This window comes from Streptomyces sp. NBC_00086, from assembly GCF_026343255.1.
Classification (GTDB): domain Bacteria; phylum Actinomycetota; class Actinomycetes; order Streptomycetales; family Streptomycetaceae; genus Streptomyces.
The window spans coordinates 5,834,076-5,847,741 of the sequence record NZ_JAPELZ010000001.1; the positions used below are offsets into that span (position 1 = coordinate 5,834,076).

12 protein-coding genes are annotated in these 13,666 nt (G+C 72.6%); 4 read left to right on the forward strand and 8 right to left on the reverse strand.

Annotation, left to right across the window (positions count from 1 at the left end):
• Window positions 1–29: 29 nt before the first annotated feature.
• From OG276_RS26480 to OG276_RS26495, 4 genes are all read right to left on the reverse strand, one after another.
• Window positions 30–656: a DedA family protein gene (locus tag OG276_RS26480; RefSeq protein ID WP_266909199.1), complete on the reverse strand. Its 627-nt coding sequence runs from the start codon at window positions 654–656 to the stop codon at window positions 30–32.
• A 171-nt stretch (window positions 657–827) separates the two neighbouring features.
• Window positions 828–2,480 carry an alkaline phosphatase D family protein gene (locus OG276_RS26485; RefSeq protein WP_266909200.1) on the reverse strand — a complete coding sequence of 551 codons (1,653 nt, stop codon included), beginning with the start codon at window positions 2,478–2,480 and terminating at the stop codon, window positions 828–830.
• A 119-nt stretch (window positions 2,481–2,599) separates the two neighbouring features.
• Window positions 2,600–3,265: an HNH endonuclease family protein gene (locus OG276_RS26490; RefSeq protein ID WP_266909201.1), complete on the reverse strand. Its 666-nt coding sequence runs from the start codon at window positions 3,263–3,265 to the stop codon at window positions 2,600–2,602.
• Window positions 3,266–3,676: 411 nt separating this feature from the next.
• On the reverse strand, window positions 3,677–3,883 hold the full coding sequence (locus tag OG276_RS26495; RefSeq protein ID WP_266909202.1) for a hypothetical protein: 207 nt from the start codon (window positions 3,881–3,883) through the stop codon (window positions 3,677–3,679).
• 104 nt (window positions 3,884–3,987) lie between these two features.
• Here OG276_RS26495 and OG276_RS26500 point away from each other — a divergent pair, with 104 nt between their 5' ends.
• On the forward strand, window positions 3,988–4,440 hold the full coding sequence (locus OG276_RS26500; RefSeq protein WP_266909203.1) for a VOC family protein: 453 nt from the start codon (window positions 3,988–3,990) through the stop codon (window positions 4,438–4,440).
• A gap of 419 nt (window positions 4,441–4,859) precedes the next feature.
• Here OG276_RS26500 and OG276_RS26505 read toward each other — a convergent pair whose 3' ends face one another.
• Window positions 4,860–5,540 carry an HAD-IA family hydrolase gene (locus OG276_RS26505; protein WP_266909204.1) on the reverse strand — a complete coding sequence of 227 codons (681 nt, stop codon included), beginning with the start codon at window positions 5,538–5,540 and terminating at the stop codon, window positions 4,860–4,862.
• Window positions 5,541–5,672: 132 nt separating this feature from the next.
• On the reverse strand, window positions 5,673–6,764 hold the full coding sequence (locus tag OG276_RS26510) for a peptidoglycan-binding protein (RefSeq protein ID WP_266909205.1): 1,092 nt from the start codon (window positions 6,762–6,764) through the stop codon (window positions 5,673–5,675).
• A gap of 722 nt (window positions 6,765–7,486) precedes the next feature.
• On the opposite strand from OG276_RS26510, the gene OG276_RS26515 reads away from it, so the two are divergent.
• Window positions 7,487–9,547, forward strand: a complete 2,061-nt coding sequence (locus tag OG276_RS26515) for an MFS transporter (RefSeq protein ID WP_266909206.1) — start codon at window positions 7,487–7,489, stop codon at window positions 9,545–9,547.
• Between the two features lie 20 nt (window positions 9,548–9,567).
• Here the strand turns inward: OG276_RS26515 and OG276_RS26520 are convergent, their stop codons facing one another.
• Window positions 9,568–9,999 carry a GNAT family N-acetyltransferase gene (locus OG276_RS26520; RefSeq protein WP_266913117.1) on the reverse strand — a complete coding sequence of 144 codons (432 nt, stop codon included), beginning with the start codon at window positions 9,997–9,999 and terminating at the stop codon, window positions 9,568–9,570.
• A 321-nt stretch (window positions 10,000–10,320) separates the two neighbouring features.
• Between OG276_RS26520 and OG276_RS26525 the strand changes: the two genes are divergently transcribed.
• A complete protein-coding gene (locus OG276_RS26525; protein WP_266909207.1) occupies window positions 10,321–10,716 on the forward strand; it encodes a nuclear transport factor 2 family protein in 396 nt (131 codons plus the stop codon).
• A gap of 54 nt (window positions 10,717–10,770) precedes the next feature.
• On the opposite strand, the gene OG276_RS26530 is transcribed toward OG276_RS26525, so the two are convergent.
• Complete coding sequence (locus OG276_RS26530) at window positions 10,771–11,142, reverse strand: antibiotic biosynthesis monooxygenase (RefSeq protein WP_266909208.1); 372 nt, start codon at window positions 11,140–11,142, stop codon at window positions 10,771–10,773.
• Between the two features lie 224 nt (window positions 11,143–11,366).
• Between OG276_RS26530 and OG276_RS26535 the strand changes: the two genes are divergently transcribed.
• On the forward strand, window positions 11,367–13,307 hold the full coding sequence (locus OG276_RS26535) for a bifunctional glycosyltransferase 87/phosphatase PAP2 family protein (protein WP_266913119.1): 1,941 nt from the start codon (window positions 11,367–11,369) through the stop codon (window positions 13,305–13,307).
• Window positions 13,308–13,666: the final 359 nt, after the last annotated feature.

Here is a 13,666-nt window from a genome sequence, read left to right on the forward strand (position 1 = left end):
GTCGGGGGAGGGCTGTCGGGCGTGGGGGGTTAGGTGGCTGCGGCGGTGGTGGGGCGGCGGACCAGGAAGGCTGCCAGGGCGCCCGCGGCGAAGAGGGCGATCAGGGAGACCGCGGTGCCGAGCCAGGTGGTGCCCAGCCACTGGGTGCCGAAGTAGCCGAGGGCGATGCTGTAGCCGGCCCAGGCGATGGCGGCCAGGACCGACCAGGGCAGGAACTCCCTGATCTTGCGTTGGGTTTTGCCCGCGCCGAGGGAGACCACCGAGCGGCCGGCCGGGGCGAAGCGGGCGATCACCACCAGGGCGCCGCCGCCGCGCGCGAGGGCGGTGCCGAGTCGCTCGTGGGCCCGGGTGAGCCGGCGGGAGCGGGCGATGGCCCGGTCGAGCCGGGCCCCGCCCCGCCGGGCCAGCCGGTACGCGGCCATGTCGCCCAGTACCGAGGCGGTGACGGCCGTCACCAGCAGCGCCAGGATGTCCGGCACCTGGGACTGCACGGGTACGGGTCCCGCGGCCCCGGCCGCCGCCGCGGCGGCAGCCGCAGCAGTGATCACCAGCACCCCGCTCGGCAGCACCGGCAGGAACACGTCGAGCAGGATGGACAGCGCCACGAGGGCGTAGATCCATGGGCTCGAAGTCAGCGAGCCCAGAGTCTCAAGCAAAACGGGACTCCCCAGTCCGGTTGACGTGCCTCGGCGTGAGGCGCCGCGACGTCGCGGGGAGCGGCAGGGGCGGCTGACAGCGGAACAGCGTACGCCGGGTGTCCACGGACCGGACGCCCGGGGCCGTGCTCCGGCGTGACGGGTCGCCCCGGCGCCCCGCTCCGCCGCGCGTCAGCGGGGAGGCGTGAGGTCGCGTTCCAAGACCGTCACCAGGCGGGGGCCCTTGCGCGCCTGGTCCAGGCGCAGCCGCGCGGAGCGCCCCGACAGCGCGAGCGTCATGAGCTGGTTGCCGAACCACGGGCCGCCCGTACGCCGCCAGCTCAGCGGCGGCCGGCCCGTCCGGCCGTGCCGGGAGAAGCCCCGGCCCAGCCACCGGCCCAGCCGTGACCAGCCCAGCCGGAAGCCCCATTTCACGGCTGCGGGGATGGAGTTGTGGACCGGGGAACAGGTGAGCTGGAACACCTGCGCCGTGCTCGGTATTCGGGGTTCGGCCACATACGCGTGGTGCACGTCCCCCGAGAGCACGCACACCGTCGCCGGCGCCCGCGGGCCCGTGCCCACCTCCTCGATCAGGTCGCTGAGCATCGCGAACGAGGCCGGGAACGCCGCCCAGTGCTCAAGGTCGCTCCGCCGGCGCAGGTTCTCCCCGATCCGGGCCCACCGCGGGCCCCGCTCCCCGCGGCACAGCGCGGCATTCCACACCTCCGCGTCGTGCACGAGGGGTGGCATCAGCCAGGGCAGTGACGAGCCGATGAGGAGGTGGTCGTAACCCCCGTGTCCGGCCAGTGCGTTCTCGCGGAGCCACTGCCGCTCCGCCGGATCGAGCATGGCCCGCCCGTCCTCGGCGAGCACCCGGGCCGCTCGGGTGTCCACCATCAGCAGCCGGGACCGGCCGAAGTCGCGGCGGTAGCTCCAGCGCACCGTGGCCGGGTCGGCGTCCGCCGAGGTGGCGAAGGCCCGTAGGACGTCGGTGCCGTCGGGGGTCGCCCGGACAGCCTCGAACACGGGGTCGGCCGCCAGCTCGGCGGGGGAGAGGTTGCCGAGGTGCTGGTACACCCAGTACGACATCAGGCCGCTGACCACCCGCTCCTGCCACCACGGGGTGGCGCGCATCTCCGCCTGCCACGCGGCGCTGGTGTTCCAGTCGTCTATGACGTCGTGGTCGTCGAACATGTGCAGGCTCGGGACGGTGGACAGGAGCCAGCGGATCTCCGGGTCGAGCCAGGACTCGTAGTAGAGCCGGGTGTACTCCTCGAAGTCCGCGACCTGGGCTCCGGGGGCCTCGCGGAGGTCCCGCCGGGCCGCCAGCCACTGGCGGGTGGAGCGGGAGAGCTGGTCCGCGTACACCTGGTCGCCGAGGAGGAGCAGCACGTCGGGCCGCACCGCCTCCGGGTCGGCGGCCAGGTCGGCGGCGAGGGTGTCCAGCGCGTCGGGGCCGTGCGGTCCGCGCCGGTCGGCCGGCGGGGCGGCCTGGCGGCAGGAACCGAAGGTCAGGCGGAGGTCGGGAGCGGTCGAGGAGCCCGGTCGCCGCGCGGGCGGGGTGGTGATGGTGCTCGCGGGGAACGGGCTGTCCGGCAGCGGCCAGACCCGGAGACCGTCGAGGAGGACCTCGTAACCCGTGGTGGAGTCAGGGGTGAGGCCGGTGACGGTGATCAGGGCGTAGTGGTGGCCGGCTATCTGGAAGGTGTGGACGCTGCCGCCGGAGCCGTCGGCGCAGCGCACCTCGGCGGTGCACGGGCGGTCCGCCTCGATCCATAGCGTGGCGGAGTCGCCCGCGTCCCAGTCGACGTGGCGCAGCAGCGGTCCCAGGCGCAATGCCCCCATGCAACTCCCCCTCCTTCTTCCGGCCTTGCCGTTCGATCACGGTACGACGGGGAGGGGGCGGTCCACCTCCCCCTGGCGGGGGAAAGATCCTTGGCCAAGGGTGGGGTGGGGTGGGGGTGTCAGCAGGCGTTGAGGATGTTGACCAGGGCCGTCTTCTCCGTCGAGTCCATGCTCAGGGCCCAGTACTGCTTGACCCCGACCCACATGCGCGCGTAGGTGCAGCGGTAGGCGGTGCGCGGCGGCAGCCACTTGCCGGGGTCGAGGTCGCCCTTCGCCTGGTTCACGTTGTCGGTGACGGCGATGAGCTGGGGGCGGGTGAGGTCGTTGGCGAACTGCTGGCGCTTGGCCGTGGTCCAGGAGTTGGCGCCGGAGCGCCAGGCCTCGGCGAGGGGGACCATGTGGTCGATGTCGACGTCGGAGGCGGCCGTCCAGGTGGCGCCGTCGTACTCGGAGTACCAACTGCCGCTGACGGCCGCGCAGGCGGAGTCCTGGACCACGCCCGAACCGTCGCGCTTGAGGACGGTCTCTCGGGTGTTGCAGGTGCCGGAGACGGTGCTCCAGTGGGGGAAGAGGTCGCGGCTGTAACCGCTGGTGGAGCCCTCGGTCTTCGGGGTGACCGTCGCGAGGTAGGAGCGGGCGGCCGCGGCGCTGATGGGGGTGGGAGGGGAGGCGGCGGCGGTGGGGGCGGTGAGGAGGGTGGTCAGGGAGGCCACCGCGAGTATGGACGCGAGCGTGCCGAGTCGACGCGCGTAGACGGAGGGCGTGGAGGGGTGCCTGGAGGACATGAGGGGCTCCTGGGTGGGGGTGGCCGGGTGAGTGGCTGTGCTGTGGGGCGTGGTCATGCTGGCCGCGCCGGGTTTCGAGGTGATGGGCGCGAGGTGACAGTCTGAAGGCATGAGCATGTCATGGCGAGGTTGATGACGAGCCTTGGGGCGGGGGGAGTTGGGATTTGGGATGGGGCGGGTGGGAGTGGCACTAATGTCCCGGCCCTGGTTCCGGTCCGGGTTCCAGCTCCGGGCCTGGCTCTCGTTCGGGGCACGGTTCGAGTCCCGGTCCTGGTGACGGCCCCGGTCCCGGTCCCGGTCCGGATTTCGTGTCCGCCTCGGCGGCGGGGCCGGGCGTGGTGGCCGTAGCGGCAGTGGACATGGCAACGGCGCCGCGCCCGGTCGTTTCGGGGGCGGCGCCGTGATCTGGGATCAGAGTCCGGTGGTGAAGTGAGTGTTGCGGACTGAACCGGAGCTGTAGGTGGTCCGGTCCTTGCGCAGCTGCTCCGTGCGCTCCAGCTCGATCAGGAGTCCCTCCGTCGTCGCCGAGCGGCGGCGCCCTTCCCGGCGCATCACCTTGACGACGGCGTAGATTCCCACGATCCCCATCAAGGCGAAGAGGACAATCAGTTCGGTCATGACATTTCCCCCGCGGTCCGCTCTCGGCCCGTGCGTTCCGGTGATCCGGTGCGCCCAGGCCGACCGTACCTTCCATTGTCAGACCTGCCTGCGAGGCTGAGGCCATGGAGACCACGCTGCAACTGACCATCGACTGCGCCGATCCCCGGGTGATGGTGACGTTCTGGACCGAAGCGCTGGGTTACGTGCCGGAGCCGGCGCCGGACGGGCATGCGACGTGGCGCGCGTACTGGGAGGGCATGGGGGTGCCCGCGGAGGAGCTGCCCGAAGGGGTGGGGGATTTGGCGGAGTCGATCGTGGATCCGACCGGGCGGGGGCCCCGGGTGTGGTTCCAGCAGGTTCCGGAGGCCAAGGCCGGGAAGAACCGGGTGCACCTGGATCTGAAGGTCAGTGGGGGGCGCGGGGTTCCGATGGAGCTGCGGACGCGGCGGGTCGACGAAACGGTGGAGCGGCTCACGGGGGCGGGGGCGACTGTGCTGCGCGTGCTGGACGAGCTGGAGACGCACTACGGGGTGGTGCTGCAGGACCCTGAGGGGAACGAGTTCTGCGTCGCTTGAGCCGGCGGGGGTGGAGCGGGGCGCGGGGGCGCGGGGCGGTTTGGCCGGTGAGGCGTGGCCGGTGGGGTGGACCCGCCGGGCAGGTCGGACTTGGCCGGTGGGGGCTTGTCCGTGGGGTCTGGCCGGGTGGGTGGGCCCGGCCACTCGACTGGGTGAGGCCCGCTCAAGGCGGGGCGCTTGGGGCGGCGGGCGCCCTGCTGTCGGGTTGCGGAGGGCCTGGGCCTGGCGGGGTGAGTCGCGCCGGTTGGGCCTGACTGTCCGGGCCCGAATGTCCGGGGTGAGGGTGCCTGCCCCTGGGGTCGGCTCCTGGCCCACGTCCAGCAGCATTCCGTCCGGGGCACCAGCAGGGCGTCGGTAAGCGACTCCCCGGGGGCCGAGCGGGGGTGGCCGGGTCTGGTCGACCGGGCGCGTCGGCTGGGTTAGATCGTCTGGAGGGTGAGGGTGATGGAGCCGTCGGGGGAGGTGGCAAGGGCGACGGCGGTCAGGTCGAGGACGCGGGCGGTGGGGCCGTGGGCGGCGGCGCGGGGGCCGACGCCGATGACCCGCATGCCCGCGGCACGGCCCGCGGCGATGCCGGCGGCCGAGTCCTCGAAGACGATGCAGTCGGCCGGGTCCACGCCGAGGGCGGCGGCGCCCATCAGGAAGCCCTCCGGGTCCGGCTTGCTGGCCTGCACGGATTCGGCGGTGATCCGGACCTCGGGCATCGGCAGGTCGGCGGCCGTCATCCGGGCCGTGGCCAGGGCCGCGTCGGCGGAGGTGACCAGGGCGTGCGGCAGGGTACTGAGGGCGGCCATGAAGGCGGGAGCGCCACCGATCGGGACCACGCCCTCGGTGTCGGCGGTCTCGCGGGCGAGCATCACCGCGTTCTCGGCGAGGTTCTCCTCCATGGGGCGGTCCGGGAGGAGGATCGCCATCGTGGCGTAGCCCTGGCGGCCGTGGACCACCTTGAGGGTTTCCTGGGGATCCAGTCCGTGGGTGACGGCCCAGTCGTACCAGCAGCGCTCGACCACCGCGTCCGAGTTGACGATGGTGCCGTCCATGTCCAGGAGCAGGGCCTTGGCGGTCAGGACGGCGGTGGTGGCGGTGGCGCTGGCCGGCATGGGAGGGGCTCCAGACGGGACGGGAAAGAGAACAAGTGGTTCCGTCCACCGGTCAGGGAGTGAGGACGGAACCACTTTGTTCCTGAACAATACAAAAGAGGGAGGGGTGCTTGCTACCTGATCCGGTGTGTTCTATCCCTCCAAGGCGCGGCGGGTCGCCGGACCGTAGACGCCCCAAGGGTCCTCGTCGATGTCGTTGTAAGCCTGGAACGTAGAGACCGCGGATTCCGTACGCACGCCGTACTTGCCGTCGTACTTGCCGCGGTAGATGCCCTGCGCTGCCAGCAGGCGCTGGAGCTTCTCCACCTCGGGGCCCGAGTCCCCGTACCGGAGGGTCGGCGCCGAAGGGGGCCGGGAGGTCGGCGCGGAGGAGCGGCTCGGGGTGGGGGACGGGGTCGGGGATGGGGCGGCCGAAGGGGTCGTCGAACGGCTCGGGGTGCGAGACGGCGAGGCGGACGCGGACGCGGACGGGGACGCCGACCGGGAGGGGCTGGGGGTGGTCGACGGGGGCGGGCCGGTGCTCTTGGCGGGCTGCGACGGGGCGACCTGGGTGAGGCTGATCAAGGGGGAGGACGGCTTCGCGTCGAGGAAGGTGGTCTCCGGTGCGCCGGAGCCCGAGAAGGCCCTCAGGACGAGGACGGCCACGCCGATCACCGCGGCGGCGGCAGCGGTGATGGGGAGCGCGCGTATGCGGCGCCGCGGGGGTCCGGAGTCGTGCGGGCCGTCCGCTCCGGCCATCCCGTGTGCCCCGTACCCGTGAGCCGGGCCGGCCTGCTCCCACGTGGGGGTCCCCTGCGACCCGTGCGAGGTGTGTGCCCCGGGCCCGGGCGTCGCGTACGGCTCGTACGCCGGGATCGCGCGCAGCTGCATCGTTTCATCGGGCAGGGAGGCTACGGGTGTCCCGTACGCGGGAGTCTCAGCCTCGGGCGGCAGCGGCGTGGTGCGGGTGGGGCTGGTGGGCTGTGCGGGGGTGTCGGCGGACCCGGCGTACGGCGACGGGGTGCCCGCCGGGCCGGGGTGTGGCGGCAGGCCCGCTGCTTGGCCCGGGTTGGCCGCGGGAATCGGGGCGTCAGGGCGCGTGGTGGTGCCCGCCGGGTGGGCGTGGGGCGTAGCCGTGTCCGCGGGGCGAGGGGTCGCGCCGGTGCTCTCCGGGCCGGGGTACGGGGAGGTGGCCCCCGCCCGGTCGGGCACCAGGGTGTACGCCGGGCCGGGGTATGACGGCAAGCCGGGTGTCCGGCTCGGGTGCGCCGCGGGATCCGGGGAGTCGGGTCGCGTGGTGGTGCCCGCCGGGTCGGTGTGGGGGGTAGCCGTGTCCGCGGGGCGAGGGGTCGCGCCGGTGTTCGCCGGGCCGGGGTATCGCGGCAGGCCGGGTATCTGGCCTGGGTGTGCCGTGAGGCCAGCCCGGTCGGGGGCAGGCGGGGGAGTGCCGGGTGCGCCGCGGGGCGTGGTGCCCGCCGGGTCGGTGTGCGGCGGAGTGCTGTCCGACCAGGCCGCGGGCGGGGGTGCCGTGCCCGCCTGGCCGGGGCGTGGCGTGGTGCCCGCCGGGTCGGTGTGCGGCGGAGTGCTGTCCGACCAGGCCGCGGGCGGGGGTGTCGTGCCCGCCGGGCCGGGGTGTGGCGTGGTGTCCGCCTGGCCGGGGTGTGCCGTCGTGTCCGCCTGGCCGGGGTGTGCCGTGGGGTGCGGCGGGGTGGGGGCGGGTGGGGGTGGGGTGGCGTTCGGGAGGGATACGTAGGGGCGGACGCGCAGGGGCTGGAACCCTGGTGCGCAGTCGCAGGCCCCTCCCGTTCTGCTGCATTCCGGACATTGCTCAGTGCTCACTCGAATCCCTCCCCTGGCTGCTGCCTGCGATTATGCAGACCCCCGGTAACCCGCCCAACCCGCCCGACAGGCCATAACCGGACACACCGATCAGGATGGAGGAGTCGATCAGGCCTGAGGAGGAGCCGATGGTGCAGGACGTGACCACGGAGCCCGACCCGCGGAAGCGGACATCCGGCCCCAGCGCCGAACACGCATCGAGGGAAGTGCTCGTTTCCATCGGTGCGCTGCTGCTGGGGCTGCTCATCTCTTCGCTCGACCAGACGATCGTGTCGACGGCCCTGCCGACGATCGTCAGCGATCTCGGCGGGATGTCGCACCTGTCGTGGGTGGTCACGGCCTACATGCTCGCCTCGACGGCCGCCACGCCGCTGTGGGGCAAGCTCGGGGACCAGTACGGGCGCAAGAAGCTCTTCCAGTCCGCCATCGTGATCTTCCTGATCGGGTCCGCCCTGTGCGGCCTGGCGCAGAACATGCCGCAGCTCATCGGCTTCCGCGCGCTGCAGGGACTGGGCGGCGGCGGGCTGATGGTGCTGTCGATGGCGATCGTCGGAGACATCGTCCCGCCGCGCGAACGCGGCAAGTATCAGGGGCTCTTCGGCGCCGTCTTCGGAGCCACCAGCGTGCTGGGTCCGCTGCTGGGCGGACTGTTCGTGGACCACCTGTCGTGGCGCTGGGTCTTCTACATCAACCTCCCCATCGGTCTCGTCGCCCTCATCGTCATCGCCACGAGCCTGAAGATCCCGGTGCGCACCGAGAAGCACACCATCGACTACCTCGGCACCTTCCTCATCGCCTCCGTCGCGACCTGCCTGGTGCTCGTGGCCTCGCTCGGGGGCACCTGGGGCTGGAGCTCCCCGCAGATCATCGGGCTCGCGGTACTCGGCCTGGTCCTGCTGGTCGCCTTCGTCATCGTCGAGCGGCGGGCCGTGGAGCCGGTGCTCCCGCTCAAGCTGTTCCGGATCCGGACCTTCACGCTCTGCTCGCTGATCAGCTTCATCGTCGGCTTCGCGATGTTCGGCGCGATGGTCTACCTGCCGACCTTCCTCCAGGTGGTCCAGGGCGTCTCCCCGACCATGTCGGGCGTCCACATGCTGCCGATGGTGCTCGGACTGCTGATCACCTCCACCGTGTCCGGCCAGATCGTCAGCCGCACCGGGCGCTGGAAGGTCTTCCCGATCGCGGGCACCGCACTGACCGCGGTCGGGCTGCTGCTCCTGCACCAGCTGGAGCGCACCAGCTCCACCTGGGAGATGAGCGTCTACTTCTTCGTCTTCGGCGCCGGCCTCGGCCTGGTCATGCAGGTGCTCGTCCTCGTGGTGCAGAACTCGGTCAGCTACGCCGACCTCGGTGTCGCCACCTCGGGTGCCACCTTCTTCCGCTCCATCGGCGCCTCCTTCGGCGTCGCCATCTTCGGCACGATCTTCACCAACCGGCTCGACGACAAGCTGGCCGGTGCGCTCAAGGGGGTCCCGCTGCCGCCAGGGCTGGACGCGGGCAAGCTGGAGGCCGACCCGCGTGCCATCGGCGCCCTCCCCGCCGTGCTGCGACCGCGCGTGCTTGACGCCTACTCCACCTCCATCACCGACGTCTTCCTCTACGCGGCGCCCGTGGTGCTCGTGGCCTTCGTCGTGGCCTGGTTCCTCAAGGAGGACAAGCTGCGCGGTTCGGTGACGGCGCCCGATGTCACCGAGACCCTCGCTTCCAACCCCGTCCAGCGCTCCTCCCGCGATGAGGTCGCCCGCGCTCTGACGGTGCTCGGGACCCTCCAGGGCCGCAAGCACGTCTACGAGAAGATCACCGCGAAGGCCGGCTACGACCTGCTGCCCGCCGCCAGCTGGATGCTGCTGCGGATCAACAAGTACGGAACCGTCGATCCGGCCGTGCTGGCGGAGAAGACCATGGTGCCGCTGCGGGCCATCACGGACGCGGGCCGTCAGATCGAGGAACGGGGGCTGGCCGTCCGCGACGGGCTGCCGCTGGTTCTGACGGCGAAGGGGCGGGAGAGCGCGCTGAAGCTGTCGGCCGCGCGGGAGGAGTCGCTCGCCGAGCTGCTCGGCGACTGGTGGACCGCGGACCGCCCGACCGACCTGTCCGAGCTGGTGGCGGAGATCAACTCGGAGCTCTGCGGTTCCGTCGACGAGGAGCCCTACGAGACCCTGCCCCGCCGGGACCACTCCGCCAGGTGAACCACCCCGCGGGGTGCCGGTCAGACCAGGCGCTTCTCGAACCAGTGCTCGGCGTAGGGACCGGAGCTGTACGCGGGTATCTCCGCGTACCCCTGGCGCGCGTACAACGCGCGGGCCTCCACCAGGTCGGACCGGGTGTCCAGCCGGACCCGCTCGGCGCCCAGCGCGCGGCCGGCGTCCTCCAGGACCCGGAGCAGGGCCGCCCCGCCGCCCGTGCCGCGGGCGCGCGGGTCCACGTACACCCGGGTGAGCTCGGCGGTGACGGGGTCCAGGAGACGTATCCCTCCGCAGGCGAGGGGCAGGCCGTCGAGTCTGCCGACCACGAACCGGCCCGTCGGCGCCGTGAGCTCGTCGTCCGGGAAGTCCAGGAGGCCCTGGTCGATCTCGGCCTCGGTGACGGACCGCCGCCAGTACCGCCCGGCCACCTCCGCGTAGTAGGCGCGGCGCAGCAGCGTGGCGTCCGGAGTGGTGAACGGCTCGGCGGCAACCTGCCAGGTCCCGGCCGGGGCGTGGGACGGGGGCGGGGACTGGGACGGAGGGGTGGCCCCGGCCGTGCTCCCGGTACCGGCCCCGGTCGCAGTCCCGGTCGTAGCCGTAGTCGTAGCCGTAGGCGTAGGCGTAGTCGTAGTTGCAGTCGTAGTCGTGGTGGGGGTCTCTCTGCTGGTCATGACGTCATTGTGGAGCCGCCCACCGCCGCCCGCGCTGGAATATCCACAGGGCCGGGCCGATGATAGGAAAAAGGGCAAACCGTTCCCACGAAGGGCGTGACCGTCATGTCGGAGCATCCTGACTGTGCCCTGATCCGCCGCGGCTACGAGGCGTTCGGCCGGGGCGACATGGAGAAGCTGAGCACGATGATGACGGCCGACGTCATCCAGCACATGCCCGGGAGCGGCCCCCTCTCAGGGCACCACAAGGGCCGGGAAGCCGTCTTCGACCTCTACCGCCGACTCGGCGAGGAGACGAACGGCACATTCAACGTACATCTGGACAAAGTGCTCGCCGACGGCCGCGGCCACGTCATGAGTTTCCACACAACGCGCGCCGACCGCGGTGACCGCGGGATCGAGATCCACGAGGGGATCTTCTTCACGATCGTCGCCGGAAAGATCAGCGACCTCGACGTCTGCACCGAGGACATCGAGGAGACCGACGCCTTCTGGGCCTGAGCCCCCAGGAAACCGAGAAGGGCCCGGAGCCGCGGCTCCGGGCCCTTCCAACGCTCAGCCCTGCTTCGGCGCCGCCTGCTGCACGACCTCGAACGACCACACCGTCGAGCCCGTGGCAGCGGGCTTCGGCCGCTCCGCACCGCCCTCGGAGCCCTCGCCGCCCGCCGGAGCGCCACCCGGGCGCCCCGCGCCGCCGCCCTGGTGGGCCGCCTTCATGGGCCCGTCCATCCACGCCTGGAAGTCCGCCTCGGAACGCCACCGCGTGTACACGAGATACTGGTCCGTGCCCTCGACGGGGCGCAGCAGCTCGAACCATTCGAAGCCGTCCGAGCTCTCCACGGAGCCCGCACGGGAGGCGAACCGCTGCTCCAGAACCTCCCGCTGTTCGTCCGGGACGGTGAGGGCGTTGATCTTCACGATGCTCATGCCCGCCATCCTAGGTATCGCGCGGGGGATATCGTCGTCCGGGTAAATGAAGCACGCGGTATGAAACGCGGTACGAAACGCGGCAGCCAGGCGAAGTCAGGGTTGCGGTCAACAGGGCGGGAGGCCGGCGAGGCGTGGCTAACGCGGCGGAGCACAGTGGTGCGAACGGACATGCCGGGGTCATAGGCGGTAGCGGCGGCGGCAGGCTCGGGGCGGCGCGCCTCATGCTGTGGGCACTGGCCCTGCTGCTCGCCGTCAGGCAGGCCGCGGTAGTGCTGCGCGTGCCACCGGGCGAGTGGCTCAGCGGCTTCCACCTCCCGGGCGGCCTGCCCGGCTCGCTCTATGGGAGCGGCCAGTTCACGGGGACGCCCTTCGCGGGGCTGGTCCTCAAACCGCTCCTGGGGCTCGCCGCGCCCTCCCTGGAGGTGGCCTGGACCTGCGTGACGCTGCTGCTCGTCGCCGCCGTCGGGCTGGTCGCCGCGCGCGCCCTGCCCGACCCCGTGCCGCGGCGCACCGCGCTGCTCGCCGCGCCCGTGCTGGTCGCGCTGATGATGGTCTCGCTGCCCGTCCGCGAAGCCGCCCTGCCCGGGCAGACCGCCGTGCTGCCGGTGCTGTTGGTGCTCCTCGCCGTGTTCCGGGTCCCGAGCGAGCGCCCCTCCGGCTTCCTGATCGGCCTGGCCGCAGCCCTGCAGCCCGCGCTGCTGCTCTTCGCGCCACTGCTCTGGCTGTCCGGGCGCCGGGTCACCGCGCGCTCCGCCGCCGTGACCTTCGCCGGCGCCACCGCGCTGTCCTGGGCGGCGCTGCCCGGCGACTCGTGGACGTACTGGGTCCAGCACCTGGCCGGCACCGGCCTCGGCGGCGCACCCGGCAGCATCGCCAACCAGTCCGTGCACGGCGCCCTGCTGCGCCTGGGCCTCTCCGGCCCCGGCGAGATCCTGCTCTACGCCGCCCTCGCGGCTCCGATCGTGTGGATCGGCCTGCGCCGCGCAGCCCGCTACGCCCGTGACGGCCAGCTGCTGCTCGCCGTCGCGATCACCGGCTGCGTGGCCGTCGCCGTGTCCCCGACCGGGTGGCGCCACCAGATGCTGTGGGTGCTGCTCGCGGTCGCCGGCAAGGTCGGCAAGCGGGCCGCCGACCGGCCCGTGTGGCCGGTGGCCGTGGTCCTCGCCATGACCCTGCCCAGCGACGTCCTGCTGCCCAACCTGGTCGCGCTGGCCCCCGTACGGGACAACGTGCTGCTGCTCGCGGCCCTCGCGGCGGCCTGCGCGGTGCCGTTCCTGCCGCGCTCCTCCCCGTACTGGCGCGAGCCGGTCCCCACCGCCTACGGGCGGCCCGCGCCCGCGCGGTGGTCGCGGGTGCCGCTGCTGCCGTTCTGGCGGCGGGTGCTGTCGCGTCCGAACCTGCTGCTGGAACTGCTCCTGATACGGGTCGGGTACTCGCTCTACTCGCACATCCGGGCCGCCGCCCCCACCAGCCGGAGTCTGGCGGAGGGCAACGGGAGCCAGATTCACGGGATCGAGAAGGCGCTCGGCATCGACATCGAGCACGCCGTGAACCACGCGGTGGTGAACACGCCCTGGCTGGAGGCGTTCTTCAACTTCTACTACACCTCCTTCCACTTCGTGGTCCCGCTGGCGATACTGGCCGTCCTGTACTGGCGCCGGCCCAAGGACTACCGCTGGGCGCGGGCCTCGCTGGGCCTGGCGACGGTGCTGGCGCTCATAGGGTTCTGGCTGTATCCGCTGGCGCCGCCGCGGCTCATGCCCGGCATGGGCTACGTCGACACCGTGCACGGGGTGCAGGACCTGGCGAACCCGAGCTACGGGGCCATGACCGCGATCTCGAATCAGTACGCGGCGATGCCCTCGCTGCACTTCGGCTGGTCGCTGTGGTGCGGGATCGTGATCGTCATGATCGCGCCGAGGGGCTGGCAGAAGCTGCTGGGTGCGCTGCACCCGACGATCACGGTGTGCGCGATCGTGGCCACGGCCAACCACTGGGTGCTCGACGCGGTCGGGGGCGCGCTCGTCGTCGGGGCCGGGTTCGGGCTCGTCTACGTGCTGTCGGGGCCCCGGGGCGATGCCGTGCCGGCCGGGGTGGCCGTGCCGCGGCCTCGGCGGCCGGAGCGGGTCGGAGCGGGGTCCGCTGAGCGGACTCGGGCCTAGCCGGTTGGTCGCCTGGCCGGCTGGCCGGCGTCGACGAAGGGGTGACGGGGCGGTGTAGCAGCCCGCCCCGGCGCCCCTTCGCGATGGATCGCCGCGTTCTGTCAGAATCCGCCTGTGGGGTGGCTTTCGCCACTCGGGGCGGGGGCGCGTGCGGGGCGGGCGACGTCGGCGGGCCCTGCGGGGCTGTCCCCTACCCACCCTTCGCCCGTTCCCCGGGGCTGCGCCCCGGACCCCTCGGGGCTGTGCCCCGGACCCCCGACCGTGCGGGGCCGTTGCCGGGGGCGCTGCCCCCGGACCCCCGCGCCTCAAACGCCGGCGGGGCTGGATTTGGGCCGGCGGGAGCTGGATTTGGGGTGGCG

Excerpts from the sequence above, each read along its gene's own strand:
- OG276_RS26505 (WP_266909204.1), bottom strand. The coding sequence starts at position 5,540 with ATGCCGGCCAGCGCCACCGCCACCACCGCCGTCCTGACCGCCAAGGCC.
- OG276_RS26500 (WP_266909203.1), top strand. The coding sequence starts at position 3,988 with ATGGAGACCACGCTGCAACTGACCATCGACTGCGCCGATCCCCGGGTG.
- OG276_RS26485 (WP_266909200.1), bottom strand. The coding sequence starts at position 2,480 with ATGGGGGCATTGCGCCTGGGACCGCTGCTGCGCCACGTCGACTGGGAC.
- OG276_RS26515 (WP_266909206.1), top strand. The coding sequence starts at position 7,487 with ATGGTGCAGGACGTGACCACGGAGCCCGACCCGCGGAAGCGGACATCC.
- OG276_RS26495 (WP_266909202.1), bottom strand. The coding sequence starts at position 3,883 with ATGACCGAACTGATTGTCCTCTTCGCCTTGATGGGGATCGTGGGAATC.
- OG276_RS26530 (WP_266909208.1), bottom strand. The coding sequence starts at position 11,142 with ATGAGCATCGTGAAGATCAACGCCCTCACCGTCCCGGACGAACAGCGG.
- OG276_RS26525 (WP_266909207.1), top strand. The coding sequence starts at position 10,321 with ATGTCGGAGCATCCTGACTGTGCCCTGATCCGCCGCGGCTACGAGGCG.
- OG276_RS26535 (WP_266913119.1), top strand. The coding sequence starts at position 11,367 with ATGCTGTGGGCACTGGCCCTGCTGCTCGCCGTCAGGCAGGCCGCGGTA.
- OG276_RS26490 (WP_266909201.1), bottom strand. The coding sequence starts at position 3,265 with ATGTCCTCCAGGCACCCCTCCACGCCCTCCGTCTACGCGCGTCGACTC.